This window comes from Lacisediminihabitans profunda, assembly GCF_008040105.1.
GTDB lineage: Bacteria > Actinomycetota > Actinomycetes > Actinomycetales > Microbacteriaceae > Lacisediminihabitans > Lacisediminihabitans profunda.
In genome coordinates this window covers 75,012-96,751 of record NZ_VRMG01000004.1, presented here as the reverse complement: position 1 = coordinate 96,751, position 21,740 = coordinate 75,012, and the positions used below count along the sequence as shown (strand labels likewise).

At 67.8% G+C, this 21,740-nt stretch carries 23 protein-coding genes; 15 read left to right on the top strand and 8 right to left on the bottom strand.

Annotation, left to right across the window (positions count from 1 at the left end; all coding sequences use genetic code 11):
* Nucleotides 1–67 precede the first annotated feature (67 nt).
* Together FVP33_RS03065 and FVP33_RS03060 are read left to right on the top strand one after the other, a co-directional pair.
* Nucleotides 68–844, top strand: coding sequence for a DeoR/GlpR family DNA-binding transcription regulator (locus FVP33_RS03065; protein WP_147782166.1), 777 nt, complete (start codon nucleotides 68–70; stop codon nucleotides 842–844).
* On the top strand, nucleotides 841–2,199 hold the full coding sequence (locus tag FVP33_RS03060) for a 6-phospho-beta-glucosidase (protein WP_147782165.1): 1,359 nt from the start codon (nucleotides 841–843) through the stop codon (nucleotides 2,197–2,199). The genes FVP33_RS03065 and FVP33_RS03060 overlap by 4 nt, the downstream gene beginning before the upstream one ends.
* On the opposite strand, the gene FVP33_RS03055 is transcribed toward FVP33_RS03060, so the two are convergent.
* Nucleotides 2,189–2,734, bottom strand: coding sequence for a flavodoxin domain-containing protein (locus FVP33_RS03055; protein WP_147782164.1), 546 nt, complete (start codon nucleotides 2,732–2,734; stop codon nucleotides 2,189–2,191). The two genes, FVP33_RS03060 and FVP33_RS03055, sit on opposite strands and share 11 nt — an antisense overlap.
* A 145-nt stretch (nucleotides 2,735–2,879) precedes the next feature.
* Here FVP33_RS03055 and FVP33_RS03050 point away from each other — a divergent pair, with 145 nt between their 5' ends.
* The 4 genes from FVP33_RS03050 to FVP33_RS03040 all read left to right on the top strand — a co-directional run bounded on the left by FVP33_RS03050 (nucleotide 2,880) and on the right by FVP33_RS03040 (nucleotide 6,134).
* The gene (locus tag FVP33_RS03050) at nucleotides 2,880–4,646 is read left to right on the top strand and encodes a DUF2207 domain-containing protein (protein ID WP_147782163.1); all 1,767 of its coding nucleotides are present in this window, start codon (nucleotides 2,880–2,882) and stop codon (nucleotides 4,644–4,646) included.
* A 148-nt stretch (nucleotides 4,647–4,794) separates the two neighbouring features.
* Nucleotides 4,795–4,950: a hypothetical protein gene (locus tag FVP33_RS19405; protein ID WP_187270559.1), complete on the top strand. Its 156-nt coding sequence runs from the start codon at nucleotides 4,795–4,797 to the stop codon at nucleotides 4,948–4,950.
* 41 nt (nucleotides 4,951–4,991) lie between these two features.
* Complete coding sequence (locus FVP33_RS03045) at nucleotides 4,992–5,399, top strand: DUF6264 family protein (RefSeq protein ID WP_281289363.1); 408 nt, start codon at nucleotides 4,992–4,994, stop codon at nucleotides 5,397–5,399.
* A gap of 294 nt (nucleotides 5,400–5,693) precedes the next feature.
* Nucleotides 5,694–6,134, top strand: coding sequence for a hypothetical protein (locus FVP33_RS03040; RefSeq protein WP_147782161.1), 441 nt, complete (start codon nucleotides 5,694–5,696; stop codon nucleotides 6,132–6,134).
* A gap of 115 nt (nucleotides 6,135–6,249) precedes the next feature.
* On the opposite strand, the gene FVP33_RS03035 is transcribed toward FVP33_RS03040, so the two are convergent.
* Together FVP33_RS03035 and FVP33_RS03030 are read right to left on the bottom strand one after the other, a co-directional pair.
* Nucleotides 6,250–6,732: a glutathione peroxidase gene (locus FVP33_RS03035; protein WP_147782160.1), complete on the bottom strand. Its 483-nt coding sequence runs from the start codon at nucleotides 6,730–6,732 to the stop codon at nucleotides 6,250–6,252.
* A 106-nt stretch (nucleotides 6,733–6,838) separates the two neighbouring features.
* Nucleotides 6,839–7,189, bottom strand: coding sequence for a hypothetical protein (locus FVP33_RS03030; RefSeq protein WP_147782159.1), 351 nt, complete (start codon nucleotides 7,187–7,189; stop codon nucleotides 6,839–6,841).
* A 461-nt stretch (nucleotides 7,190–7,650) separates the two neighbouring features.
* Between FVP33_RS03030 and FVP33_RS03025 the strand changes: the two genes are divergently transcribed.
* Both FVP33_RS03025 and FVP33_RS03020 read left to right on the top strand, forming a co-directional pair.
* Nucleotides 7,651–8,604 carry a J domain-containing protein gene (locus FVP33_RS03025; RefSeq protein ID WP_147782158.1) on the top strand — a complete coding sequence of 318 codons (954 nt, stop codon included), beginning with the start codon at nucleotides 7,651–7,653 and terminating at the stop codon, nucleotides 8,602–8,604.
* A 316-nt stretch (nucleotides 8,605–8,920) separates the two neighbouring features.
* Nucleotides 8,921–9,406, top strand: a complete 486-nt coding sequence (locus FVP33_RS03020; protein WP_147782157.1) for a MarR family winged helix-turn-helix transcriptional regulator — start codon at nucleotides 8,921–8,923, stop codon at nucleotides 9,404–9,406.
* A 6-nt stretch (nucleotides 9,407–9,412) separates the two neighbouring features.
* On the opposite strand, the gene FVP33_RS19400 is transcribed toward FVP33_RS03020, so the two are convergent.
* A complete protein-coding gene (locus FVP33_RS19400) occupies nucleotides 9,413–10,768 on the bottom strand; it encodes a DUF2510 domain-containing protein (RefSeq protein ID WP_187270558.1) in 1,356 nt (451 codons plus the stop codon).
* A 164-nt stretch (nucleotides 10,769–10,932) separates the two neighbouring features.
* Nucleotides 10,933–11,217, bottom strand: a complete 285-nt coding sequence (locus FVP33_RS03010; protein ID WP_147782156.1) for a hypothetical protein — start codon at nucleotides 11,215–11,217, stop codon at nucleotides 10,933–10,935.
* Between the two features lie 218 nt (nucleotides 11,218–11,435).
* Between FVP33_RS03010 and FVP33_RS03005 the strand changes: the two genes are divergently transcribed.
* Complete coding sequence (locus FVP33_RS03005; RefSeq protein ID WP_246142149.1) at nucleotides 11,436–12,284, top strand: alpha/beta hydrolase; 849 nt, start codon at nucleotides 11,436–11,438, stop codon at nucleotides 12,282–12,284.
* Between the two features lie 18 nt (nucleotides 12,285–12,302).
* On the opposite strand, the gene FVP33_RS03000 is transcribed toward FVP33_RS03005, so the two are convergent.
* A complete protein-coding gene (locus tag FVP33_RS03000) occupies nucleotides 12,303–13,775 on the bottom strand; it encodes an SPFH domain-containing protein (RefSeq protein WP_187270557.1) in 1,473 nt (490 codons plus the stop codon).
* Nucleotides 13,776–13,956: 181 nt separating this feature from the next.
* Between FVP33_RS03000 and FVP33_RS02995 the strand changes: the two genes are divergently transcribed.
* On the top strand, nucleotides 13,957–16,347 hold the full coding sequence (locus FVP33_RS02995) for an ATP-binding cassette domain-containing protein (RefSeq protein WP_147782154.1): 2,391 nt from the start codon (nucleotides 13,957–13,959) through the stop codon (nucleotides 16,345–16,347).
* A 31-nt stretch (nucleotides 16,348–16,378) separates the two neighbouring features.
* On the opposite strand, the gene FVP33_RS02990 is transcribed toward FVP33_RS02995, so the two are convergent.
* A complete protein-coding gene (locus tag FVP33_RS02990; RefSeq protein ID WP_147782153.1) occupies nucleotides 16,379–17,692 on the bottom strand; it encodes an NAD(P)-binding domain-containing protein in 1,314 nt (437 codons plus the stop codon).
* A gap of 92 nt (nucleotides 17,693–17,784) precedes the next feature.
* Between FVP33_RS02990 and FVP33_RS02985 the strand changes: the two genes are divergently transcribed.
* Nucleotides 17,785–18,135: an ArsR/SmtB family transcription factor gene (locus FVP33_RS02985; protein WP_147782152.1), complete on the top strand. Its 351-nt coding sequence runs from the start codon at nucleotides 17,785–17,787 to the stop codon at nucleotides 18,133–18,135.
* Nucleotides 18,136–18,164: 29 nt separating this feature from the next.
* On the opposite strand, the gene FVP33_RS02980 is transcribed toward FVP33_RS02985, so the two are convergent.
* On the bottom strand, nucleotides 18,165–18,758 hold the full coding sequence (locus FVP33_RS02980) for a cation efflux transmembrane domain-containing protein (protein WP_147782151.1): 594 nt from the start codon (nucleotides 18,756–18,758) through the stop codon (nucleotides 18,165–18,167).
* Between the two features lie 80 nt (nucleotides 18,759–18,838).
* Here FVP33_RS02980 and FVP33_RS02975 point away from each other — a divergent pair, with 80 nt between their 5' ends.
* The 4 genes from FVP33_RS02975 to FVP33_RS02960 all read left to right on the top strand — a co-directional run bounded on the left by FVP33_RS02975 (nucleotide 18,839) and on the right by FVP33_RS02960 (nucleotide 21,734).
* Nucleotides 18,839–19,360, top strand: coding sequence for a DUF2127 domain-containing protein (locus tag FVP33_RS02975; RefSeq protein WP_147782150.1), 522 nt, complete (start codon nucleotides 18,839–18,841; stop codon nucleotides 19,358–19,360).
* A 47-nt stretch (nucleotides 19,361–19,407) separates the two neighbouring features.
* Nucleotides 19,408–20,646, top strand: a complete 1,239-nt coding sequence (locus FVP33_RS02970) for a serine/threonine-protein kinase (RefSeq protein WP_246142148.1) — start codon at nucleotides 19,408–19,410, stop codon at nucleotides 20,644–20,646.
* The gene (locus FVP33_RS02965) at nucleotides 20,643–21,032 is read left to right on the top strand and encodes a hypothetical protein (protein ID WP_147782149.1); all 390 of its coding nucleotides are present in this window, start codon (nucleotides 20,643–20,645) and stop codon (nucleotides 21,030–21,032) included. The genes FVP33_RS02970 and FVP33_RS02965 overlap by 4 nt, the downstream gene beginning before the upstream one ends.
* 144 nt (nucleotides 21,033–21,176) lie before the next feature.
* The gene (locus FVP33_RS02960; RefSeq protein ID WP_147782148.1) at nucleotides 21,177–21,734 is read left to right on the top strand and encodes a hypothetical protein; all 558 of its coding nucleotides are present in this window, start codon (nucleotides 21,177–21,179) and stop codon (nucleotides 21,732–21,734) included.
* Nucleotides 21,735–21,740: the final 6 nt, after the last annotated feature.

The window sequence follows — 21,740 nt, the reverse complement described above, 5'->3', positions numbered from 1 at the left end:
ACCATCTTGGCCCAGAAACTCGATCATGAACGAGCAAACTCCTTCATCCGTCCCGTAGGCTGATCCCATGATCGGCAAACAGCGGCAGGACCGGATTGTCAAGGCGCTTCGCTCCGGCGGCGGTGCCTCGGTGAGTGAACTCGCCCGCGCGCTCGATGTGAGCGAATCCACCATCCGCCGCGATCTCGACATGCTGGACCGCAACGGCGAACTCACCCGCACCTACGGCGGAGCGGTGCTGCGCCCGGGCGAGACCGTGCGCGAACCGGGGGAGGACCCGCTCGAGGGCACCTTCGCGATCGACACCGACCTCCAGCTCAAGAAGGCGATCGCCCGGGAGGCGGCGGCCCTCGTCGAAGACGAGAGCGTCATCATCCTGGATATCGGAACCACCACGCCGCTCGTCGCGCGTGAGCTGCGCGGTCGGCCGGTCACCATCATCACCAGCAACCTCGCCGTTCTCGACGAGTTGAGGGACGACACGACCGTGAGACTCGTGATGCTCGGGGGTGTTCTCCGACGCAACTATCGCTCCTTCGTGGGCTCTCTCACGGAACTCGCCCTCGCCCAGGTGAGCGCGGACATCGTGTTCCTCAGCTGCACCGGCGTGCGGGCCTCCGGCCATGTCGTCGACAACATGGCGGTCGAGGCACCGATCAAACACTTGATGATCAAATCGGCCGACAAGGTCGTCCTGCTCGCCTCCGAAGCCAAGTTCCCGGGCAACGGCGCCCTTCGGCTGTGCTCCCTTGCCGACGTCGACGTGGTCATCACCACCGCCGGCGCGAACGAGCAGACCCTGAACAAATGCCGCGAAGCCGGTGGAAAGGTGATCATCGCATGAAACTGTGCATCCTCGGCGGCGGAGGTTTCCGCACCCCGTACGTCTACCAGGCCCTGCTTCGCGACCGCGGCTTTCCGCGGGTGACCGAGGTGGCGCTCTACGATGTCGACGAGCACCGGCTCCGGTCGATGACGGCGATCCTCGAACAGTTCGCGGCCGGATTCGAGGACGCCCCGCGGCTCGTCCCCACGCTGTCGCTCGAGAAAGCGATCGAGGGCAGCGACTTCGTCTTCGCCGCGATCCGGGTCGGGGGACTCGAGGCCCGCCGCTGCGACGAGCACGTCGCACTCGATCTCAACCTGCTCGGTCAGGAGACGACGGGACCGGGCGGACTCGCCTACGCGATCCGCACCATCCCGGTCATGATGAACATCGCCCGGGTCGTGCGCGAGCTCGCGCCGAACGCCTACGTGATGAACTTCACCAACCCGGCCGGCATCATCACCGAGGCCATGCAGTCGGTGCTGGGCGACCGGGTACTCGGCATCTGCGACACGCCATCCGGGCTCGGCCGCCGCGTCGCCGGGCTCCTCGGCCTCGACCACACCCGTGTGCAGATGGACTACGTGGGCCTCAACCACCTCGGCTGGATGCGCCGCGTGATGTACAACGGCGAGGACGTGCTGCCCGGACTGCTCGCCGATGACGCCAAACTCGGTCTGATGGAAGAGGGGCACGTCTTCGGCACGGACTGGATCCGCAGCCTGGGCGCGATCCCCAACGAATACCTGTACTACTACTACTTCAACCGCGACGCCGTGCGGAACATCGTGGACTCGAAGATCACGCGCGGAGACTTCCTGGCGAAGACCCAGGGCGAATTCTTCGACCGCGCCATCGCGGCGGGCAACGGGGCGGCTGAGCTGTGGCGGGAGACCGTCGAGACGCGCAGTGCCAGTTACATGGCCGAGGCGAAGGGCGGCGTGCAGGGCGCACCGACGAGCTCGCGCGAACACGAGACGGACCCCAGCCACCAGGGCTACGCGGGCGTGGCGCTCGGCGTGATGGCCGCGATCACCCGCAACGAGCGGGCGACCATGATCCTCAACGTGCGCAACGGCACGACCATCCAGGGGCTTCCGGCGGATGCCGTGATCGAGGTGCCGACGACGGTGGACGCCAACGGCGTGCATCCGCAGACCACCGCGCAGCCGGAACTCGCCCAGATCGGTCTCATGCAGCAGGTGAAGGCGGTCGAGCGGCACACGATCTCCGCCGCCATCACGGGGTCGTGTGATGAGGCCCTCAAGGCCTTCGCCCTGCACCCGCTGGTGGACTCCGTGACGGTGGCGCGAAGCCTGCTCGCCGGCTACATCGACCGCATCCCCGAGGTCGCCGCAGTGCTCACTCGGTAGACGACGGTGTGGACCGGGCGAGCTCGTCGGCGATCGAGGTCGCCCATGCATCCACCTCGTCCCAGTTGCGGAAGTCGCCCTCGGGCAGGATCTCTCGCACGGGCGGCAACCGCCGCATGAGCCGGTCCCGCCCCGCGAGCTTCTCTGGATCGAGCACGCCGAAGAAGACGTGCGATCCCCGCGGGGAGATCTCGCTCTCGAACTCATCGATCTCCTTGGGCCTGGCCTCGACCTCGAGGTCCTTGCCGTTGATGTCCGTGGTTTCCGTGCCGAGCGGCCCGCTGCTGAACAGCCAGACGGGGCGAGCGGACAGGGTCGCGCGGTTGTGCCGCACGAAGTCGGTGGCTTCCTTGCGCCAGGAGCCCAGATAGACCGCGCTGCCGACGATGATCGCGTCGTAGGCGGTCGGGTCGCCGGCCGCCTCGGCGGGCACGGCGAGCGCGTTCTGGCCGAGATCGCAGAGCTTCCCCGCGATGCGCTCGGCGATCTCCGCCGTCGAACCGTACTTGCTCGCGTAGGCGATGAGAACTGACATTGCTCCTCCTCAGGCTCGGTGCACGGGCCGCTCGACCCTTCCCTACCCTGACAGCGCCCGGCACCGCGTCGTGGGCCGAAAGTCACCCGTGGATCATGAGCCGTAAGGCCTGTCGCCGTCCGCGAACGCCGTTACGCTGGCAGCCATGAAGCGACTCATTGTCACGGCGATGCTCGCGGCGGCGATCCTGCTCGGGGTCGCGGCCCCCGCCTCCGCCGGAGTCGACGACTTCTCGTTCTCGAGCTTCGATGGCCAGTACACACTCGGTCGGGACGACGCTGGACGCTCGGTGCTCACTGTCGTCGAGACCCTCGTGGCGGTCTTCCCGCAGACCGATCAGAACCACGGCATCCGCCGGGAGCTCGTCGACACCTACGACGGGCACCCCACCGACCTCGCGATCGCGTCGGTGACCGACGGCAACGGCAGGCCGCGCGGCTTCACGACGAAGAGCAACAACGAGTTCCTCGACGTGACGATCGCCGCCGACTCATTCGTGCACGGCTCGCAGACCTATGTGATCACCTACACCCAGCACAACGTGACCCGCTACTTCGCCGACACCAAGGCCGACGAGTTCTACTGGGACACCAACGGTACCGGCTGGGCACAGCCGTTCGGGGAGGTCACCGCCACGGTGCACCTGGCGCCGTCGCTCCTGCCCAGACTCACGGGCAAGGCGGATGCCGCCTCCGGCGTCGCGGGCGCAACCGGCCCGGCGACGATCGCCAGGACCGACGACGGATTCGCCTTCACGGCGAAGAACCTCGGACCGCGGCAGAATCTCACCTTCGCAATCGGCTTCGCCCCCGGCACCTTCACCCCGCGTGACAGCGGGTTCTTCGCCGCCCCCTGGCCGAGCCTGTCGCTGCTGGGCGCCCTCGGTGCGATCGCTGCGGCGATCGGGGCCATCGTGCTGAGGCTCACCCGCCTGCGCGATGCACCCGGCCGGGGCATCATCATTCCCGAGTACCTTCCGCCGAAGGGAGTGCCGCTGCTTCTGTCTTCCACGATCGCGGGCAAGGCGGCGAAGGCGAACCCGGCCCAGATCCTCGACCTCGCGGTGTCTGGCAGGCTGCGCGTGCTGGAGGTGGAGCCCACCGGCTTCAGTAGCAAGCCGGGATTCGCGCTCGAGTTCATCACTGCCAAGGGGGCCAACCCCGACGAGACGGAATTCCTGCATGCGCTCTTCGGGGATTCGCTCACCCCGGGCGAGCAGCGAACTCTGAAGAAGCCCGACCAGCGGGCTGTGAAACGCATCACGGCCCTCATGCGCAGGGTGCGTTCGGATGCGACATCCGACGGGTACCGTCGACGACTCCCCGCCGCGCGCATGTTCCTGGTCGTCGCGGCCTCCGTCGCCGCTGGCGCCGTCAGCTTCCTCTTCGGTGCCCTGGCCCTCGGCGACGCCGTGGGAGGCATCGCGCCCGGCGTGTTCATCGGCGTCGGCATCCTCGGTTTCGTCGTCACGGTCGTCGCCGTCTCCCACGTTCCGCTCGAGCCGCGAGGCGCGGAACTGCGCGAGTACCTCAAGGGCCTGGACATGTACATCTCGCTCGCCGAGGCCGACCGGCTGCGCTACCTCCAGTCCCCGCAGGGCGCAGAGCGGGCGCCGATAGCCACCGACGACAAGGCCCAGCTCGTGAAGCTCAACGAGAGGCTGCTTCCCTATGCCGTCCTGTTCGGCAACGAGAAGGAGTGGGCCAGGGAGCTCGGCCGCTACTACGAGGAGCTCGGCCAGCAGCCCACCTGGTACGCGGGCCGAAGCGCCTTCAACGCCGCGCTCTTCGCCAACAGCATCGGCTCGGTTTCGGTGAGCGCCTCATCCGCCTACAGTGCGTCGAGCGGCGGATCGGGTGGCGGTGCGGTGTCTGGCGGCGGGGGAGGCGGCGGGGGCGGAGGCGGCGTCTGAGCCGGTCTTGGTAGCACCGAATCCCCTCCGAATTCACCCCGTGTTCATGTGACAACCGTTGCGGCAACAGGGCCCAGTGGCGCAGGGTGCAATGACCAGCAGAATTGTTGCCGCCGAGAGCGGTCAACCCCAGTGAGAGACGAGAGCCATGGGCAAGCATTTCGACGACGCTCCGACGCCGCTCCTCCAGGTGCCGACGACGACGGCACAATTCGAGGCGATCGTGGGCGCGTACGTGCCGGACGGGGCCCTGGAATCGGAGGATCGCGAGGCGGACGATCCCTCTTGGTACTCCACGGACTGATCCGACGACGCCTGTCGTAGGGTGGAGCATCCGGCCGCCAGATCCGACCGGCACCGTCGAGCGGAAGTGAGCGTCAACCAGAAGTGAGTGTCATCGTTCCCGCCCTGCGTCGCCCCATCATCGTCTGGGACCTCGTGCTGTCGATCCTGCTCACGCTGCTCGGGCTCGGGATCGGCGCGCTCGTCTCGCTGTCGTCGATCTTCCTCGTGATGGCCGCCGACTCGTGCGGAGGCAGCAGGGAGTGCAACCTGCCGCAGCTCACCGGCGGCTGGCTCATCGCCATGATCGGGCCGAGCGTCGTCATGCTCGTCACCCTCGTGCTCACGGTCGTTCGCCTGGTGCGACGACGGATGACCTGGTGGCTGCCCCTGACCGGCATCGTGGTCGAGCTGCTCGTCTGGTGGGGCGCCGTGTCCCTCGTCTTCGCGAGCGTCCCCGGCCCGAACTGACCGAGCGCCCGGCGACGGACGGGATCGCCTCGCGCCCGCACCGGGGGCGCCGCGGTCGTCGCCCTCGTCACCCACGCCTCATCCGTCGGACGCGACGACGCGAGGAAGCTCTCCGCCCCGCTCCGCTGCCGCTCAAACGCACGACGCTGCTGACGCTTCGCGACGGGAATCAGATCGACGGTCCTCGGCTGCGTGCAGGCGGCCTCCTCCTCCCAGTTACGCTTTGGGCGCTGCCCGTGCACCGATCCCGCCCGGGAGCCTCCGCCGTGTCACCGCGGCGACCATCATTGCGCCATGAAGCCACCGACCTACAACGAGTCGCTCCTGCAGCCGCTCACCACCGACGCCCTTGTCGAGCAGAGGGTCTCCGCTCTCGTGGGGCGCGCCTGCCGGAGGCAGCTCTGGTTCCTCTTCCTCGACGAGCATCAGGTCCAACTGCCGCTCATCATCCCCGTCGGAGATCCGCCGACTCGTCCGGACGCATCGGTCAGCACCCTCGCTGAGGGCATCTCCGCCGCCATGGAGTCTGTGGCCGCGTCCTCGGTCATCGTCGTGATCGAGCGGTTCGCCGACCAGGCCGTCACCCCGGCCGACACGGCGTGGGCACGGGCCATCGACGAACAATTCGGCGAAACGGGCGTGCGGGTGCGCGGCTTCCTTCTCAGCCATCGCCGCGGTGTGCGCTGGCTGGCACCCGATGACTACAGGTTTCCGGTGCGGGGGAGCGACCGATGATCGGGCGTGCGCGTCCGTGACTTGACACACCTTGTGCGGGGTCCCCCCGCCGCTCCGCGCGAGCGCAGGGACAGCCCGGCTCGCTACTGAGCCCGGCTCGCTACAGCCCGGCTCGCTACTGAGGGAGCGATTCCTCGATCAGTCCCACGATGGCCGGGTCGTCCGGCTCCGTGGCCGAACGGAAGCGGTGCACGTCCCCGGACGGGGTAACGACGAACTTCTCGAAATTCCACTTGACCTTGCCCGCGTGGCCGTCAGCATCCGCGGTCTTGACGAGTTCCGCGTAAAGCGGGTGCTGCGAGCGGCCGTTCACCTTGATTTTTTCGAACATCGGGAAGGTGACACCCCACGTGGTGGAGCAATACTCCTTGATGGCGTCCTCGCTGCTCAGCTCCTGCAGGAACTGGTTGCTGGGGAAGCCCAGCACGGTGAAACCCTTCTCGCCATACTTCTTCTGCAAGGCCTCGAGCTTCTCGTACTGCGGGGCAAGCCCGCACCGGGAGGCGACGTTCACGATGAGCAACACCTTGTCCTGATAGGCGCCAAGCGAGGTGGTCTGTCCGTCGATGGTGGTGATGGGGATGTCGTTGATGGCCATGCGATAGCGAACGGCCGCGCCTCGGCCGGTATTCCCAGAATTCGAGATATCCGAGTGTTCGGGAGATGCCGGTCTGACGCGGCCGTTCGGCCGTGCGACCCTTCGGTCAGGCGATCTCGAGTGCGCGGAGGCGACGTATCGCCCTCACCGCGGCGACGGACTGCCACACCACGAACACTTCAACTACGAGGGAGAGAAGTCCGAGCGGCTCGAGCCAGTTGCCGATGTCGTCCGTCGCGCCCGGCATCCCGACCGTGCGATTGATCACGAATGCCACGATGACCGCGGCCGCGAGGGCCCCGGCCGCGAGGTAGTCGAGCTTCGTCGCGACGGTGAACAGCCGTTCCGCGATCACGAGCGCCGCCACAATGAGAACAATGTAGAGGTACCCGAGGTACGGCGTTTCCTTGAGCTTGCCCGGAAGGTCGAGAACGTGGATCGCCGCTATCGCGGCCACCCCGATCCCCATCGCCGCGCGCCGACTTTCCAATTGGAGGCGAAGCGCTCTGGCGTGCAGTTGCGTGGTTACGTGCTCGCTCGATGCTTCCTGTGCCGATAAGGTTTCGGCGGTCGTTCGTTCTGCGGTTTCAGTACTCGATGTCATTGTTTCCCCTGACTCAGCGAATCTCTGTACATTCCGATGTGGTTACTTACCCTTTCGACGCTAATCGCACGCCCGGGGGCAGGAAAAGGGCACGCGCCATTCGTGTGAGGACTCCAATGTTGAGGATGCTTTCTCTCGGGTAACTGTGATATCCCCGTGAGCGGTTCGGAACTATGATCCGGTCGCGCGGGCGGGGAGACCGCAATCGAATGCCCTACGCTGGGACCGCTCCCCGCCATCCGGGTCACAGGGTCGGTTCGATATTCTCGACAGCGTTCCCGGCGCGACCGACGCGCCCCGGCCAGAAAGAACCCATGCCAGACAGCCCAATCTCGGCAACGCCGTACGAGGTGCTCGGGGTGAGCCCCTCCGCGAGCGAGGACGACCTCCGGCGCGCGTATCGAAGGCTGCTGCGGGAGTCCCACCCGGACACCGGGGGGAGTACGGCACGCTTCGTCGCCGTACAGCTGGCCTGGGAGCGGATCGGCACGCCGGCCGATCGCGAGGCCTACGATCGCGGCGGCTTCTCACGAACCACGACGGTCGACCAGGACGCGGAGGGGGACGGCTCGTTCACCTGGGCACCCCGATCTGCACCGAAGCAGCGGGACACCCGTCCGCGTGCTCGCGCCTACGGACATCCCGGGGGCTGGCGACGCGAACGCTACCTTGCCCTCATGCGCGAATGGGTGGGCCGCGGCGAAGAACTCGCGAACCCCTACGACCCGGCCCTCGTCAGGGGCGCGCCGCGAGAGATCCGCCACATTCTCGCCGACGCTCTCGCCGAGGAGGCCACGGCCCGCACTCTCTCGTTGCTCGGTATCGGCTATACGATCTGGCACGACGTGGCCACCGGCGACCCGGAGAACAAGATCGATCACGTCGTGCTGGGCCCGACAGGGCTCTTCGCGATCCTCTCCGAGGACTACGGCGCCCCGGTGCGCGTGCGGCGCGGCGAGCTGGTCGGCGCCGTCGACACCTTCGACCTCACCGAGGATCGCCCCATGCACCAGCTCGGCCTTCGAGCCAAGGCCCTCGTCCGCGCTGTTCGTGTGCGCTTCACCGCCCTTGTGATTGTGCTCCCCGACGACGAACTGGACGCGCCGATCGTCTCCCTGGGCAATGTGCGCGGGGCCGCGGGGGTCGCCGTGCAGCGGTCGTACCTCTCGGCGCTCCTCCGCGATGGCCTGCCTGGTCGCGCACTCGCCGGGGGAGCCGAATTGTTCGAGGTCCGCGCCAAGCTCCAGGAGAAGATCCGCTTCGTCTGAGCCGCCACACCGTCGAAGACGTTCAGTCGGCCAACGCTTCTCCGGAGGTCTTGCGTCGAATGCGGGATTCTGGGCCGAAACGGCTCAATGGAACGTGCAAGTCGAGCTCGGGATGCGAAACCTCCGGAGAAAACGATGGCCAGAGAAACGATGGCCAGACAAACGATGGCCGGAGAAACGATGGCCGGAGAAACGATGGCCGGACAAACGAGGGCCGGAGAAACGAGGGCCGGAGAAGCGAGGGGCCGGACGAACGGGGCGCACCAGTGTGCTCCAGTTTAGTTGTAGCGTCAAGTGATTCCGCTAGGATGGGCAGATGGAAGACACCGTCTGGCTCACCGCCCCCCAGCTCGACGCGTGGAGGAAGTTCATCTCCGTTGTCGAGCTGCTTCCCGGAGCGCTCGATTCTCAGCTGCAGCGGGACGCCGAACTGAGCCACTTTGAGTACTTCGTGCTCGCGATGCTCTCCGAGGCACCCGGGCGAACGCTCCGGATGACGCAGCTGGCCGGCGAGACGAACGCGACCCTGCCGCGCCTGTCGCACGTCGTCTCGCGACTCGAGACCCGCGGTTACCTCGACCGCGTCCCATGTCCGGAGGACCGTCGCGCGACGAACGCCGTGCTCTCGGAGGCGGGTTGGGAGAAGGTGGTCGCCACGGCCCCCGGCCACGTGCGCACCGTGCGCGAAAACGTGATCGACGTTCTCGATGACGACGACGTGGCGGATCTCGACCGCATCATGGCGAGGATGCTCGCCCGTCTCGACCCGGACAATCGGTTCGGGTCGGTCTCGGGCAGGTAGCCGCCGTCACGCCCCGGTCGAGGGCGACGGCGTGAAGCGGTAGGCGAACCTGCCGTTCGCGCCAATGATCTTCACCGATACCGTGCCGACCGTTCCCGCGGCGTCGGAGGCGACGCAATCGAACGTCGAGCCGACCACGAAAATGGTCAAGGACGCCGGGCAGACCACCGAATAGTTGTGGCCCTGGGCGTGGAGTGCGCCCTCGGTCTGCTGTTCTATCGCCGCGGTGCCCCGGGCGGCGACGCTCGCCCCGAGGCCGACGCCCGCGCCGACAGCGAGCGCCGAGATGAGCACCGAATTGATGATGAACAGCCACAGCGGGAACGACCCCCGGCGAACCCGCTGGTGGACCCGAACCGTGCGAGCGATGAGGTAGGCGAGCGGGCCGAGAAAGAGCCAGCCCAGGCTTGCCCGCGCCTCGTAGCCCCACACGTCCAGCTTGTTGCGGTCCCGCAACGCGAAGGCGATCGACCAGAGCAGTGGCAGAAGCGCGGCTCCGATGAGCCACCACCACGCTCCGGAGCCCAGAAGGGTGAGCACAACAAGACCCACCGAGGCCATCAGGCCCACCCACGGAGTGAAGCCGACAGCGATGGCGCCCGGGGTATTCCACCTGGTCGGTGCCGTCACGATCGGCGGCACGTGGGCCTGCCAGGAGCGGTGGTCGCCGAACGGCACGTAGGCGTGGGTCAGATCCTGGGGGAGCGTTTCGATCTCGGGCGCGCGGGGGCGGAAGGCCGTGGCGGGCGATTCGGCAGCGACCGGCTCGGCAGCGACCGGCTCGGCAGCGACCGGCTCGGCCGGTTTCGGCGCCGTGTGCTCGGTCCACTCGATTCCATTCCACCATCGGTTCAATTCGAGACCCGTCGGGTCGTCGTACCAGCCCGCCGGGACACTCAGCGGGCGTCGCTCGAGGGGCGGTACCTCCGGATCGGGCGGCGTGGGAGGCCGCGACTCATCAGTGGGAGGAACCGGCCCCTGCGGACCGGTCGCCTCCGGCTCTTCCGCCGACTCCGTGGTGAGTGGACCGTTCTTCTCCCGCAGTTGCCGACGGCTGAGAAATACCCCCGCCCCGGCTATGGCGTCCGGTACGGCGTCCGGCAGATCCTCGTGCACGGCGGCCGGTACGGCCTCCTGCGAGGTCTCGGGCGGGGTCTCGGGCTCGGCATCCGGCACGATCCTTGACGGATCCACCGGCACGGCGTCCGGCCGAGTCTCCGGCGCGGCCTCAGGAATCGCCACCGCCGCCGCGATGACGTCGGCCGTCCAGGCGGCGCCGTTCCACCAGCGCAGCCGACCGACGTCCTCGGGGTCGGCGTACCAGCCAGCCGACACCGCCTCGGACTGCACATTCGTTGACACGCTGACATCCCCCGATAACAAAGCCCCATACGGACCCTTTCAGGAGTTTACGGGCATTGCTCATGGCACAGCGATGCCCGTCTTACCCCAGAACGCGGGACTCTGCCGCCCCCTCGTCGAGCCGCTCACGGGCAGCGAACGACCATCGTGCAGACACGGCGGTGTCAGTCCTGCCGGTCTTTGCGCTCCTTCTCGCCCTCGCGAGTCTCCGATTCCGTGTAGCTGCCCATGTCGGGCTCGGTCTGCTCTTCGCGAGTGCGGGAGCCATCCCGCAACTCTTCGTCGGTGTAGGCCCCGCGCTCGTCGGTGGAGGTGCTGCGCGATCCATCGGGCAGCTGTTCGTCGGTGTACATGCCTTCTCCACCGGATGAGGTCGAGCGGGTTCCGTCGGGCAATTGCTCGTCCTGGTACCCGCCCTTGGCGTCGCGTTCGCCAGTGCTTTCAGCCATCAGCTTCTTCTCCTGCTCTCGTCGTCGAGTTGTCGGCAGTCGAACTCCGCACCTCGGTTCGGGCCGCTATTCGTCACGATAGACGCCTCGGGGGCGGTAAGGAACCCCCGGGCGGGCACGTCGGGCCGGCTCCGGATCTGCGACGCAGCAGACATCCTTGACCCGGAGGCCCCGGTGCGAGGACGATCGAGGTATCCCATTCGTTTGGAGGTGTGGCCGTGGCGACGATCACCGACCAGGAACTGAAACAGATCGACCGAGCGAATTCGACGGGACTCACTCCCGTGGTCTTCGTTCACGGCCTCTGGCTCCTGCCGAGCAGTTGGGACGAGTGGCGCGCGCTCTTCGAAGAGAACGGCTTCGCCACGATCGCTCCCGGGTGGCCGGACGACCCGGAGACCGTGGGGGAGGCCCGCGAGCATCCGGAGGTCTTCGCCAGGAAGTCGATCGGCGCCGTCACCAGCCACTATCTCGAGGCCATCGCGAAGCTCAACTCCAAGCCGGCGATCGTGGGCCACTCGTTCGGCGGGGTGATCGCCCAGAAACTCGCCGGTGACGGCGCATCGCGCGCCACCGTCGCTATCGACCCCGCCCCGTTCCAGGGGGTGCTTCCGCTGCCGGTGTCCTCCCTCAGGTCATCGTCCGCGGTGCTGGCCAATCCGGCCAACTTCGACCGGGCGGTCACCCTCACCTTCGAGCAATTCGCCTACGGCTGGGCCAACGCGCTCGAGGAGGACGAGGCGAGGGAGATCTACGAGCGGTACCACGTCGCCGCCCCCGGCCGCCCCCTCTTCTCGGCCGCCACCGCCAACTTCAACCCGTGGTCCGACGACAAGGTGGACACCACCAACCCCGACCGCGGGCCGCTTCTTCTCATCTCTGGCGCCGACGACCACACCGTGCCGTGGGCGATCGTCAACGCCTCGTACAACCGGCAGAAGCGAAGCGTGGGAGTGACGGAGATCGTCTCCGTCCCGCACCGCGGCCACTCGCTCACTATCGACAGCGGATGGGAAGAGGTCGCCAAGATCGCCCTCGACTTCGTGAACGAACACACCGCCGGGTAGCGGTCGGGCCCAGGGCGTCTACTCCTCCACAGAGGTGGTCGGCACCGCCAGGGCCGACTCGAGCCGAATCTTCGGCAGTTCCACGCTCACCTCGCTCGGAATGGTGACCGTTGCGGTGGGCCGCGCGGCGTGGGCCGCGACCGTGCCGGCCGCCGCCCCGCCGACGAAGCTCCCGAGGAGGCTCCGGATGTCGAGTCCCGTGGTCGACTTCAACACCGCGTCGATCTCGGAGAATCCGCCGGCCACGTTCTTGCTGAGTTGGCTCGCGCCGTCCGTGGACACGACCGTCAGCTGGTCGATATTGCCCAGCGGCGCGGCGAGCTCGTGCGCGATCTGCGGGAGCATTTCGACCAGGCGAAGCTGGATGAGCGCCTCCGAACGCTGCGCGACGGCGGCCGCCGCAAGCTTGGTCGCCTCTGCCTCGGCCGTGCCCTTGGCGAGAATCGCGTCGGCGGTCGCCTGGCCTTCGGCGCGGATGGCGTCGGCGTTCGCAATGCGGCTGTCGCGCTCGGCGTTGGCCGCGATGACGCGCGCCTGAGCCTCTGCGGTTGCCGCCACCTTCACCTTGTATGCGTCGGCGTCGGCCACCGCGTTGACCTCGGACGCGAGTTCCGCGGTGCGGAGCTTGGCGGCCGCCTGCGCGGTGACCTCCTGCTCGTGCACGATGTTCTGCCGCGTCTTGGCCTCGGCCAGCGGCTTTGCTCCCGCGGCCTCCGCCGTGGCCTTGTCCGTGTCAAGCTGGAGTGCGGCACGCTTGAGGGCCAACGTGTTCTGGGCGATGGCCACGGCCTGCTCGGCGGCGATCGCCGCCTCCTGGGACGCCTGCCCGGCCTGGGCCTCCGCCACCTCGGCTGCCCTCAACACCGCGGCCTGCTCGGCGCGCCCCATGTTGCGGATGTAGTCGTTGTCGTCGGAGATGCCCTTGATTTCGAAGGAGTCGACGTCGAGTCCCTGGCTGAGCAGCGACTCGCGGGCGGTGGAGAGAACCGCGGCGCCGAGTTCGTCCCGCTTCTGGATGATGGTCTGCACGTCCGTGCCGCCGATCGACGAGCGAAGAGATCCGGACAGCACCTCGAGGGCGAAGCCATCGATGTTCTTGTCGTTGCCGATGAAGCGCTGGCCGGCCGCGAGGATCGCGGAGTGAGTGTCGCCGACCTTCACGATGGCGACGGCCTCGACCGTGAGGGTGATCCCGCGGGCATCCTGCGCGACGGCGGCGAGCTCGATGGCCCGTGAGCGGAGGCTGATCTTGAAGGCCTTCTGAAAGAACGGCGTGATGAACACGCCCGAGCCCACGACGATGCGGATGCCGGACTCCTCGGTAGCGACACCGCCGACGGTCTTCACCTTCGAGCGCTTTCCGGTGATCAGGATCGCCTCGTCCGGGCCGGCGTTTTTGTAGACGGACTTCGCGTAGATGAGAACGACGAAGAAGAGGACGATGACACCGAGAATGATCGCCGGCACGGGGGAGAACAGAAAGTCGAACACGGATTGCCCTTCGTGCGCACGCGGCGCGGCTTCGGCGGAGCGTGTTCCGGCGCATCCACCGGGCGTAGAGCTGATCCCTCGCGCCCCCAGCTTAAGCGCGGAATGAGGATCCTTCGTTACCGCGATTGTCGAGCAGGCGGGGAGAAGCGCCGGCCCGTGCCCAAGGCTTAGCCTGAAGACCATGAGCATGACCTCCGGCACGACCACGAGGGCGCAGGCGCAGAGGCCCGCCGACAGCCACGATCTGATCCGCGTTCAGGGCGCTCGCGCCAACAACCTCAAGGACATCACGGTCGAGCTTCCGAAGCGGCGGTTGACGGCGTTCACCGGCGTCTCCGGATCCGGCAAGAGTTCGCTGGTGTTCGGCACGATCGCGGCGGAGTCGCAGCGCCTGATCAACGAGACCTACAGCGCATTCGTGCAGGGCTTCATGCCGACGCTGGCGCGGCCCGAGGTGGACGTGCTGGACGGGCTGACCACGGCGATCATCGTCGACCAGGAGCGGATGGGTGCCAATCCGCGCTCCACCGTCGGCACCGTCACCGACGCGTATGCGATGCTCCGGATCGTGTTCAGCCGCCTCGGCCGCCCGCACATCGGCTCGCCCCAGGCGTTCTCCTTCAACGTCGCGTCGGCGAGCGGGGCGGGTGCCGTCACCCTCGAGCGTCACGGACAGACCGTCAGGGAACGTCGCACCTTCAGCGTCACCGGGGGAATGTGTCCACGCTGCGAGGGGATGGGCAGTGTCACCGACCTCGATCTGACCCAGCTCTATGACGACAGCAAGTCCCTCAACGACGGCGCCCTCACCATCCCCGGCTACAGCATGGATGGCTGGTTCGGGCGAATCTTCAGTGGCGCTGGCTTCTTCGACCCGGACAAGCCGATCAGTTCCTTCACCAAGCGAGAACTCCACGACCTGTTGTACAAGGAGCCGACCAAGATCAAGGTCGACAACATCAACCTGACCTATGAGGGCCTGATCCCGAAGATCCAGAAGTCGATGCTCTCCAAGGACAGGGAGGCGATGCAGCCGCACATCCGTGCCTTCGTCGACCGGGCCGTCACCTTCACCACCTGCCCGGAATGCGGCGGGACCAGGCTCAACGAGGCCGCGCGCTCGTCCAAGATCGCCGGCATCAGCATCGCGGATGCCTCGGCAATGCAGATCAGCGACCTGGCCGGATGGGTGCGTGGCCTCGACGAGCCGACCGTGGCACCGCTTCTCGAGGCACTGCAGCAGACCCTCGAGTCGTTCGTGGAGATCGGCCTGGGCTACCTCTCACTCGACCGACCGACCGGCACGCTCTCGGGCGGCGAGGCTCAGCGCACCAAGATGATCCGCCACCTCAGCTCTCCTCTCACCGACATCACCTACGTCTTCGACGAGCCAACCGTCGGGCTGCATCCGCACGACATCGACCGCATGAACACGCTTCTGCTGAAGCTTCGGGACAAGGGAAACACGGTTCTCGTCGTGGAGCACAAGCCGCAGACGATTGCGATCGCCGATCATGTGGTGGACCTCGGCCCGGGTGCCGGCACCGCGGGCGGTGAAGTCTGCTTCGAGGGCACGTTCGAGGGGCTGCGGGCCAGCGACACCCTGACCGGTCGCCACCTCGACGACCGTGCCTCCCTCAAGAACGCGGTGCGCCCGGCGACGGGAACGCTGGAGATCCGCGGCGCATCGGAACACAATCTGCGGAGCGTGGATGTCGACATCCCGCTGGGCATGCTGGTCGTCGTCACCGGGGTGGCCGGCTCGGGCAAGAGCTCGCTGATCCACGGTTCGGTGTCGGGGCTGGGCGGCGTCGTCACGGTCGATCAGAGCGCCATTCGCGGCTCGCGCCGGAGCAACCCGGCCACCTACAGCGGGCTTCTCGACCCGATCCGCAAGGCTTTCGCGAAGGCGAACGGCGTGAAGCCGGCCCTGTTCAGCGCCAACTCGGAGGGCGCCTGCCCCAATTGCAACGGCGCGGGAGTCATCTTCACCGACCTGGCGATGATGGCCGGCGTCGCCACCACCTGCGAGGTGTGCGAGGGCAAGCGGTTCGAAGCGTCGGTGCTCGAGTACCGACTCGGCGGACGCGACATCAGCCAGGTGCTCGCGATGCCGGTGAGCGAGGCCAGGGAATTCTTCGGCGCGGGCGAGGCACACACGCCCGCCGCCCGTGTCGTGCTCGACCGGCTCGCCGACGTCGGGCTCGGCTACCTCAGCCTCGGCCAGCCGCTCACCACCCTCTCCGGCGGCGAGCGCCAACGACTCAAACTGGCCATCCACATGGGCGAGAAGGGCGAGGTCTACGTTCTCGACGAGCCCACGAACGGTCTCCACCTCGCCGACGTCGAACAGCTCCTCGGACTGCTCGATCGGCTGGTCGACTCCGGCAAGTCGGTGATCGTCGTCGAGCACCACCAGTCGGTCATGGCGCACGCCGACTGGATCATCGACCTCGGCCCCGGTGCCGGCCACGACGGTGGGCGGGTCGTCTTCGCCGGCACACCAGCCGACCTCGTCGCCGCGCGCTCCACGCTCACCGGCCAGTACCTTGCGTCCTACGTGGGGGCGTGACCCCCGCTCTGGCGCTCCGCCGGCGGCTCCACTAGCAGCAGGACTGCGAGCTCGCGTCTCCGGTGGAGCACACACCCGTCGCGGGGAGCACGAGCTTCACCGCGGATGCGCCGGCGAAGTCTCCATCGAGCCAGGCCACGATCGAGCGCACCTGTTCGTACCCCGTCGCGAGAAGGAAGGTTGGCGCCCTGCCGTAGCTCTTCATTCCGGCGATGAAGAAGTTGGGCTCCGGGTGCTGAAGCTCGGCGAAGCCGTGCGGCTCGACCGTGCCGCAACTATGCACGTTGGGGTCGATCAGTGGGGCGAGGCGTCGAGGTGCCTCCACGATGTCGTCGAGGTCGAGACGGATCTCGCTCAGCATCCCGAGGTCGGGCCTGAAGCCCGTCGCCGCGACAATCTCGTCCGCCTCCACCGTGGCGGTCGTACCGTGGCGACTGCCCCCGATGGCGACTCCGCGCGGTGTGCGGGCGACCCGATCGATCTCGAAGCCGTCGACCACACCGATCGCGCCCGCGTCGATGAGGCGTCGCACCCGATCGGCCAGTGAGGCGCGTCCGGGGAGCTCATCGCCTACGGTGGCCGACACGCGCGCGGCCGTGTCGTTGCGAATGAGCCAGGTGATGGTCGTGCCGTCTTCCTCTCGGGCGAGTTTGGCGAGGGCGATGAGCGTGTTCGCCGCTGAGTGCCCGGCACCGACCACAACGGTGTGGCGGCCGGCAAAGCGCGCGCGGTCCCGACCGAGCACATCGGGGAGGGCGGAACTGATCCAATCGGCGACGTCGACGAGCCCGAGCGGGGCGAGTCCGTTCGAGCCGAGCGGTTTCGGCGTCGAGTAAGTCCCTGATGCGTCGATCACGGCGCGCGCGAGGACCTCGGAGGCCTCCCCGGAGTCGTGCTGCAGCCGAAGCGCGAAGGGCACCGACGATCGCCCGGCCGAACGCGTGCGATCCATTCCCTGCCTGGTCACCGCCTGCACCCTCGACCCGAAGCGAATCCGCGACCGGATCTCGGGCAGGGCCGCCAGGGGGGCGAGGTACAGGTCAATGAGCTGGGCGGCGTACGGAGCGACGTCGGGATCGGGTTCTGTCCATCCCGTGGCGCCCAGCAGCCGACGCGCTGCCGGGTCGATGAGGTGCCGCCAGGGCGAGAAGAGGCGGATGTGGCCCCACGCGGCGAGGCTGCTCGCGGCCGCGCCCCCGGCCTCGTAGACCACGAAGTCGATCCCGCGTTCGACGAGGTTCGCTGCCGCGGCCAGCCCGATCGGACCGGAGCCGATGATGGCCACGGGAAGGCCATCCAGACGCGGCGAGCGCAGCACGGTGGGGGAGAGGTCTATCAGAGTCATCGGGGTGCAATCCATCCTTGTATCGATGATGGTCGATATTCGAGTATGCGCGACTATATCGACCTCTGTCAATATAAGGCTAGGATTGCTGCGTGACCACGACAACCCTGCTCCCCGTCGTCGACGTGACGGCGTGCTGTTCGCCCCTCACCCGGCAGACTCTTCCTGCCGAGAACGCGGAAGACCTCGCCCGGTCGCTCAAGGCACTCGCCGATCCCACGAGACTGCGACTCATCTCGATCGTCGCCGCTTCCGAGGGGCAGGAGGCATGCGCGTGCGACCTCACCGCGCCGGTCGGACTGAGCCAGCCCACCGTGTCGCACCACCTCAAGGTGCTCACCGATGCGGGCTTTCTCAGCCGCACCCAGCGCGGCACGTGGGCGTATTTCGCCCTCGTGCCCGGCGCACTCGACTCGGTCGCCCGGCTGCTCGTGAGCGCCTAGTTCGCCCTGTCCGCTGCCCTCCGGATACCTCAGCGCAGCAGGTGGGCCGCCTCGCGCAGCGCGTAGAAGACGATCACGAGCCCGGCGGCCGGATCGGCCCACCACCATCCGGCGAGTTGGTTGAGCGCGAGGCCCACGAGCACGGCGACCGCCAGCAGCCCGTCGATGAAGGTGACCGAGCCCTCGCTCACGAGCACCGGATTGCCCAGGGCCAGGCCCGTGCGTCGCTTGGCGAAGGCCAGAGTGAACATGACCACCGCGGTCACCCCGGTCCAGGCGATTCCGCCCACGCTGGGTGTCGCGTGGTGCCGGGCCAGGATGGCGACAAGCGACTGCACCAGCAGATAGGCGGCCAGGCAGACGAAGGCGATGCCGATGATGCGCAGGGCCCGGCGCTGTCGAGCCTCCCCGGTTCCCCTGAGCTCCCAGATCACGACGGTGCTCGCGCCGATCTCGATCAGGCTGTCGAGCCCGAACCCGGCCAGCGCCACCGACGAGGCGCGAATGGCCAGCACCGCGAGCACCGCAAGACCGACGACGTTCCAGGCCAGCGTCGCCCATTCCAGCCCGAGGCCGCGACGGCGCAGCGCGCTCGTCGTCACGGTCGGGCTGGAGTCTCGCATCCGCCGATTCTGCCAGCTTCACGACCCGCCCGGTCACCGCTTCCTCGCGCCGAGCCGCAAGGAGCGTTAGTGTCACTGCCATGATGGCCAACCGCACCCGGCGATTCATCGATGCCGCCTACACGATCGGCGTCATCGTCAAGGGAATCGACGGCGCGATTGAATTCGTGGTGGGGACCCTGTTGCTGGTGGCGCCCGGCCTCGTCCATTCCGCCCTGTCTGCGGTGGCATCCGAGGCGAGAGAGGGCAGCTCGGCAACCACCGCCCTCGTCAGCGACTACGTGGCCAGACTCGATGCGCAGCTGGCCCGCAGCGGCCTGGCGTTCCTCATCGCGTTTCTCCTCATCCACGGGGTCGTGAAGCTCGTGCTCGTCTACTGCCTGCTTCGCAAATTCCATCGGGTGTATCCGATCGCGATCGGCGTGCTCGGGGTGTTCCTCGTCTATCAGGCCTATGCGTTCGTGACCGCGCCGAGCATCGGGCTGGCCCTCTTCACGGTCCTCGACGCACTGATCATCTTCTTCGTCTACCGGGAGTACCGCCAGATCAGGCCGCCGAAGCGCCGCACCGGATCGGAGCCCACCGCCCGGCCCGTGAATTAGCATGGGGGCGGCGACGACTCGCAGTGAGATCGTCGCGAAGGAGCAGTGTGCCAGAGAACCACGGACGAGACGCGGCCCTCCGAGGCACCCTCGTCGGCGATCGCTATCGCATCGAGGGCCTGATCGGCCGCGGTGGAATGGCGTCGGTCTACCGGGCGCGGGACGAGTCGCTCGGTCGCACGGTAGCGCTCAAACTCTTCGACAGCAATGCCACGGATGCCGAGGCCCTCAGGCGGGAGACCTCCGAAATCCGGCTGCTCGCCTCGCTGAACCACCACGCCCTGGTCACGCTGTTCGACGCCAACGTCGAAGATGACAGGTCGGACCAACGTGCCTACCTGGCGATGGAACTTGTGGACGGACCGACCCTCCAGGCGAGGATCGAACGTGGCCCGGTTGCCGAATCGGATGTCGCGGCCATGGCCGCGGACCTCGCCGAAGCGTTGCACGTCGTTCACGCTCGGGGCGTCGTTCACCGGGACATCAAGCCGGCCAACATCCTCCTCGCCCCGTCCCCGGTGTCGAACCGGGAATTCCGGGCAAAGCTCGCGGACTTCGGCATCGCCCACCTCATCGACTCGACGCGGCTCACGACCCCGGGCACCGTCGTGGGCACGGCGGCGTACGTCAGCCCGGAGCAGGCCAAGGGAGAGGCGCCCGGCGCCCCCACCGACATCTACGCCCTCGGTCTGGTGCTGCTCGAGACGCTCACGGGTACCCGCGAGTTCCCCGGCTCCATGGTCGAGTCGCTCGGTGCTCGGCTGGCCAGGGATCCGGTGGTACCGGCGAGCCTCGGAACCGACTGGGTTCAGCTGCTCACGGCAATGACGGCCCAGAGCCCGGCGGAGCGCCCTTCCGCGCTCGAGGTCGCCGAGTCGGCCCATGCCATCGAGCGCAGCGCGGGATCCCAGCTCGACCGCAGCGACACCGTGGCCTTCGCCACGCCCGATGACGGCCAGGACAACGCACCGACAGCACTGATGACGGATGCGCCGACCGCCGTTCTCGGCGGCCACACCGCGCCGGCGGCCGCCGTCCGACCCTCCGGCGACACCGGCCAGCGCACCGAGGTCTTCGGTCACGAAGAGATGCCGCGCCCTCGACGACGCCTCCCTCGACGCGTCCTGGCGGTGGGGCTCACCGTGCTCGCGCTGGCGGCCGTCGTGGTCGTGCTCGTGCTGTTCGCCCACGGCAATCCCGCTCCGGCTCCGACCGCCTCCCTGCCCTCGGTGGGCGGCCAACTCGACGCGCACCTTCGCCAGCTTCTCGCGAGCGTGACCAAGTGATGGGCCCCCGCCGCACGCGGATCCCGGTTCTCGCGGCGGTGATCACCGTCGGCGTGATGCTCGCCGGATGTGCGCCGACCACCGATCTGAGCAGGGACGCCGCGACGTCCCTCCAGAGTTCCGTGCGTCTCGTGGCCGAGCAAGCCGCCTCGAGGGACTACTCGGCCGCCCTGGCATCGCTCGATTCGCTTCAGAGCCAACTCGAGGGGGACATGGCGGCCGGACTCGTGAGCCGCGATCGCGGCGCGCGCATCCAGGCCGCCATCGATCTGGTGCGTTCGGACCTCGGGCCGAAGGCCACCCCCACACCGACCCCCACTCCGACTCCCTCGCCCACTCCGACCAAGCCCAAGGGGAGAGACAAGGGACACGGCAAAGACGGGTAACGCCGCATTCGGCGGGGGACCTATGGCACTGTCAGCACGCCACGGTGGTGCCACGGTGGCCCCATGGAGTTCATTGCCGCGGTCCAGGACTGGCCACCGGCATCCCGTCAGCGGGCACCGAAAGAATTGCGGTCACGTTCCCGGATGCTCAAGGTTTTCGCCACCCGACTCGCCTCCTGTAACGCCTCGGCTCTGCGGCAGGCGGCAGCCCAGATCTTCCTGCTCGAGAGCGACATGGCCCGGAATGTGGAGGGGGCTCTGCGCGTCGACGGGGAGGCCATCGAGGCAGTCGACGTCCACCCCCTCGGGCGAGTGATGATCGTCGCAGGACCCGAGGTCGCCGCGCTGCGAATCGCCCTGCACGTTGCGGCCTGCGCCGCCGCGGGCAACTCGGTCTCGCTTGCGCTCACGACCACTCCGAACGAGCAGACCCGGGAACTGATCGACAACCTCCGAGCCCTCGGCTTCGACGCCCTCGACTGGGCGAGCCCGGATGCCGACGGGCGGTGGACGGCGCTCCCGGACGACCTGCAGGTGGCGATCCTCACGAGCACCCATCTGACGGTCGAGAACCAGCGACCGGTGAGCTGCCCGGGGGACTGCGCAGAGTCTCATTCGCGCGCCGCCTTGATTCGCCTGTACAGCGGCTTGCTCAGCTACCGGGTGCCCATCATCGTGTGCGCGCCGGCCGACTGCTCGTGACCGCCG

What these genes read in the sequence shown, in the direction of transcription:
- FVP33_RS03065 (WP_147782166.1), top strand. Translation starts at nt 68, where the DNA reads ATGATCGGCAAACAGCGGCAGGACCGGATTGTCAAGGCGCTTCGCTCC.
- FVP33_RS03060 (WP_147782165.1), top strand. Translation starts at nt 841, where the DNA reads ATGAAACTGTGCATCCTCGGCGGCGGAGGTTTCCGCACCCCGTACGTC.
- FVP33_RS03055 (WP_147782164.1), bottom strand. Translation starts at nt 2,734, where the DNA reads ATGTCAGTTCTCATCGCCTACGCGAGCAAGTACGGTTCGACGGCGGAG.
- FVP33_RS03050 (WP_147782163.1), top strand. Translation starts at nt 2,880, where the DNA reads ATGAAGCGACTCATTGTCACGGCGATGCTCGCGGCGGCGATCCTGCTC.
- FVP33_RS19405 (WP_187270559.1), top strand. Translation starts at nt 4,795, where the DNA reads ATGGGCAAGCATTTCGACGACGCTCCGACGCCGCTCCTCCAGGTGCCG.
- FVP33_RS03040 (WP_147782161.1), top strand. Translation starts at nt 5,694, where the DNA reads ATGAAGCCACCGACCTACAACGAGTCGCTCCTGCAGCCGCTCACCACC.
- FVP33_RS03035 (WP_147782160.1), bottom strand. Translation starts at nt 6,732, where the DNA reads ATGGCCATCAACGACATCCCCATCACCACCATCGACGGACAGACCACC.
- FVP33_RS03025 (WP_147782158.1), top strand. Translation starts at nt 7,651, where the DNA reads ATGCCAGACAGCCCAATCTCGGCAACGCCGTACGAGGTGCTCGGGGTG.
- FVP33_RS03020 (WP_147782157.1), top strand. Translation starts at nt 8,921, where the DNA reads ATGGAAGACACCGTCTGGCTCACCGCCCCCCAGCTCGACGCGTGGAGG.
- FVP33_RS03010 (WP_147782156.1), bottom strand. Translation starts at nt 11,217, where the DNA reads ATGGCTGAAAGCACTGGCGAACGCGACGCCAAGGGCGGGTACCAGGAC.
- FVP33_RS02995 (WP_147782154.1), top strand. Translation starts at nt 13,957, where the DNA reads ATGAGCATGACCTCCGGCACGACCACGAGGGCGCAGGCGCAGAGGCCC.
- FVP33_RS02990 (WP_147782153.1), bottom strand. Translation starts at nt 17,692, where the DNA reads ATGACTCTGATAGACCTCTCCCCCACCGTGCTGCGCTCGCCGCGTCTG.
- FVP33_RS02980 (WP_147782151.1), bottom strand. Translation starts at nt 18,758, where the DNA reads ATGCGAGACTCCAGCCCGACCGTGACGACGAGCGCGCTGCGCCGTCGC.
- FVP33_RS02975 (WP_147782150.1), top strand. Translation starts at nt 18,839, where the DNA reads ATGATGGCCAACCGCACCCGGCGATTCATCGATGCCGCCTACACGATC.
- FVP33_RS02960 (WP_147782148.1), top strand. Translation starts at nt 21,177, where the DNA reads ATGCTCAAGGTTTTCGCCACCCGACTCGCCTCCTGTAACGCCTCGGCT.